At 44.3% G+C, this 3,786-nt stretch carries 3 protein-coding genes; 1 reads left to right on the top strand and 2 read right to left on the bottom strand.

Annotated elements, in window-relative coordinates; genetic code table 11:
* Nucleotides 1-434 precede the first annotated feature (434 nt).
* A complete protein-coding gene (gene ltrA, locus H5300_RS25865; protein ID WP_182797275.1) occupies nucleotides 435-1,907 on the top strand; it encodes a group II intron reverse transcriptase/maturase in 1,473 nt (490 codons plus the stop codon).
* Nucleotides 1,908-2,076: 169 nt separating this feature from the next.
* On the opposite strand, the gene H5300_RS25860 is transcribed toward ltrA, so the two are convergent.
* Nucleotides 2,077-3,483 carry a HipA domain-containing protein gene (locus tag H5300_RS25860; RefSeq protein WP_182797274.1) on the bottom strand — a complete coding sequence of 469 codons (1,407 nt, stop codon included), beginning with the start codon at nucleotides 3,481-3,483 and terminating at the stop codon, nucleotides 2,077-2,079.
* Nucleotides 3,476-3,724, bottom strand: a complete 249-nt coding sequence (locus H5300_RS25855) for a hypothetical protein (RefSeq protein ID WP_259397955.1) — start codon at nucleotides 3,722-3,724, stop codon at nucleotides 3,476-3,478. The genes H5300_RS25860 and H5300_RS25855 overlap by 8 nt, the downstream gene beginning before the upstream one ends.
* Between the last annotated feature and the right edge of the window lie 62 nt (nucleotides 3,725-3,786).

Below are 3,786 nucleotides of genomic sequence, written 5' to 3'. Positions count from 1 at the left end.
TAACCATGTTTGAAAATAACTTAATGATGACCTAGCAAATGGGGAAGCGTTCATATAAGTCAGTATGATGAACAGAAGTGAATCCACGTCAGATGCGTAATTTCACAAGCAGCGGAAGTGGTTTAAACGCTGTAGCTAAATAAGCAACGAGAGTAGGAAAGAAGTTTGTGCGTATTCTTTCGTGATCGAAATGCTCTCCGCATTATAGTGGGAATCTACCCTGACATTACGAGACATACGGAACATGGTAAGCCTGTATCACTCCCTCTGGGAAAGCCTATGTGGCCGATAGTGATGCAGGTAAAGGAGGTTGGAGAAAGCTGGATTGTAATGATGCAGATACAGACTTATGTCTGATCACGAAATTGAGCCCACTTCCGACTGGTCTTCCATTGCGAGAGAATTTGAAGAACTTTATTCAAGGAGAAAAGCAAATGGTGATCTCGAAAGAGATTAGTGCATCTTCTGACGGCGATCAATGGCAGTCCATCGACTGGAAATCCGTTGAAGTACACGTATTGAAGCTTCAAATGCGTATCGCAAAAGCAACTAGAGAAAAGAAACACGGTAAAGTGAAGTCTTTACAGTGGCTCTTGACTCATTCTCGCTCAGCCAAGCTTCTTGCGGTTAAGCGAGTCTCTCAGAATAAAGGCAGTAAAACGCCTGGAATAGACGGTGTCATCTGGAACACAGATGCACGCCGTATGAAAGCAGTCGATCAACTGAGTCGCAAGGCTTACTCTGCAAAACCACTCAAACGTATCTACATTCCCAAAAAGAACGGTAAGCTCAGACCACTGGGTATTCCATGCATGATTGATAGAGCACAACAAGCCCTCCACCTTCTTGCATTAGAGCCTGTGTCCGAAACGCTTGCCGACCTCAATAGCTATGGGTTTAGGCCGAATCGCAGCACGGCTGACGCTGTCAGTCAGTGCTTCAAATGTTTGGCTCTAAAGCAATCCGCGAAATGGGTTCTTGAGGGAGATATTAAGGCTTGCTTCGACAAAATCGGGCATAAATGGCTGATGGACAATATCATTGTAGATAAACGAATGTTAGAGCAATGGTTAAAATCTGGCTATGTAGATAAGGGGCTGTTCTACGATACCGAAGAAGGTACACCTCAAGGTGGAATAATATCTCCAACCTTGATGCTAATGACTCTCGCGGGAATAGAGCAACAAATAAAATCTACAGCCCTGAAAAAGGGTGCTAAGGCTAACTTTATCGGTTACGCGGATGATTTCGTGGTTACTTGCTCTTCAAAGGAAGTGCTAGTGAACGACATCAAACCGTTGATTGCTGACTTTCTGGCAAAAAGAGGGCTAACCCTCTCCGAAGAGAAAACGAAGGTCACTCATATTGATGATGGCTTTGACTTTCTGGGTTTCAATCACAGGAAGTACAAAGGGAAATTGCTCATTAAACCGAGCAAATCCAACACGTTGTCATTCTTGAGAAACCTACGTGAACTTATTAAAAAGCACGCAACCATCCCTGTTAACGATCTTATCAAGTTGATAAATCCGAAACTCAGAGGATGGGCGAATTACTATCGCCACTGTGTTGCTAAACAAGTATTCGGGTATGTCGGCCACAAACTATTCCAAGCGCTATGGCACTGGGCAGTTAGACGTCATCCAACCAAGTCCAAAGACTGGGTTGTTCATAAGTATTTTCTTAATCGTAAAGGCCAGTGGCAATTTCACGGTTGGCAGAAAATCATGAACATGGACTGTCACTTCAATCTGTTCCAAATAGCGAAAGTGCCCATCGAGCGACACGTAAAAATCAGGAATGCAGCGACCCCTTTTGACCCTCAATACCAAGAATATTTGGTGAAGAGAAAATCTAAAAGGCTAGCCCGTAACTCTTGGAAAGAGCCTGTCCCGACTGCGTTATAAGTTGCTGGGTATCAATGATGCCTTAGTGGAGGCTTGAGCCGTATGCAGTGAAAGTTGCACGTAGGTTCTTAGAGGGGCGGCACTTGGTAACAAGTGTCGTCTACTCGACAAAAATGGTTTATAAATTGCTAAAGTTCGTGTGTGCTAAAGATTGCCCCTGCATTTATCATTAAAGAAGCTCACTCATTTCTGGTACAGTGTCGGCTTGCACTAACAAGTATTCACACTCTGTTTGGATGAGTGAGACGCATAGTTCTATGTGTTCACGCTCTCCATCGTCGATTCCTTGAGCTTCGGTAAGTTCAATCGTTTCCTTCAGGGCATTCTTTATGGCACCAACGGTTTCTACCATTATGGAAGCCATTTTGACGCCTGAATAGCCGAGAAGAGCGCCGAATTCAGCTAAATCATAGCCGGTGATAGGGTGTTTGAAGTTACCTTTCGGCGGATTTTGAAAGTCTTCACTTTCCCAATCTCCAATCGACATTGCAAAATATTGAGGGATACTGGCGGCACGCCCCTCATCAGCAGACAATTTACCGCTTTGTGAGTTGCGTTTTGCTCCCTCTTGAGCGATAGCTTCTATGTTGACTAAATCATAAAAAGGGGTCAGTTCAAGGCCTTTAGGGGTGACGAAGAAGCTAATATTTTTACCATGAGCATCGTAGTTTAGTGTTGCTAGATTAAAGATCATCCATTGGGTAAGCTTTAGGTTGGTGATTACCGTGTCTATGGTTTTGACGCTCAGCAGGCGTGGGAAAGAAACGCCATCACGCATATATACACCATCGCCTTCATCCCCATTCTGACGCTCGTATTTGTAACCTGGAGGTAAGTCAGTCGCCTGACAGCCATCAATCACATGTTTTCGTTGAACGACATCACGAGCCTCGATATAGGCACGATCGAACCGCTCTATGAGCAGTGTCCTAGTCTTCCCAATACGGGTTAACTCAACATTAGCGACGTCCAAACCTGCTAGCTTAGCTAATGTCATGCAAAAGAACTCATTCACAGCAATACACGGTGCTTTACCGCTTTCAAACTTCAGAATGTAGTTCGAACTTAATTTTCCTTCACCAAATCCCCATTCATCACCGCGCTTAAGTAAGTTTAACTTGTTTTGCACACCGGCAACCGAAAGGCGAACCTTACCGTCCCAATAAACTAATGGTGCTAAATTTCGCTCTAGTCGTTCTATTAGTTCATCACCAGGAACAGCTCTAAAGCTGGTTTCCTCAGGTTCTGAGTTTGGGACTCGAAAAGATAATGCGCCAGATGTTTCCGCACCAAGCTTACGAATTAGCCCAAACGTATTGCTTTTGGAGATAGTGGTGTTTTGTATCATCTCCTCAAAGGCTTCTCCTTCAGGAAGGAGATTTCTGAGATAGTTCTCGATACTTCGTGGCGAAGCCTGATCATCAACAGGGATATGTGGAGAAATCGGGAAACCCATGAGTTGCCATTCATCTTCATAGATGAATGAGAACTCTGTTTCTGTTCCGACAGGAAGAACCAAACGACCAATTTTGGTATTCGTACCGATAAACACGTCTAATTGTTGCAACTTACTCATACCAACCATCCTCATTGTTTATCACGTTGTTTTCATCTTGGTAGGTTATTTGGTTGTGTGGACGAACAAATAGGTTTAAGTCGATAAGGCGTAACGACAGCCCTAAGATATCCATGAGGACAAGTACATTGGCAAAGGTGACGCTAGTATCGCCTTTTTCAATCTTCATGATTGTCCTACGAGAGTGTGCCGTGGGCACTGAACCCTGTTTTCTAAGGAAGGCAAACAGGAAGATGAGCATAAGCTCACGAAGAGATGGAGGTAGGCCCTCCAGAGTCTGCTGTCGGAAGCCGGCTCTAAACC

The sequence above is a fragment of the Vibrio sp. SG41-7 genome (assembly GCF_014164465.1).
Taxonomy (GTDB): Bacteria; Pseudomonadota; Gammaproteobacteria; order Enterobacterales; family Vibrionaceae; genus Vibrio; species Vibrio splendidus.
Note: the sequence above shows the minus strand (reverse complement) of the source record. Positions and strands in the feature narration are given on the sequence as shown.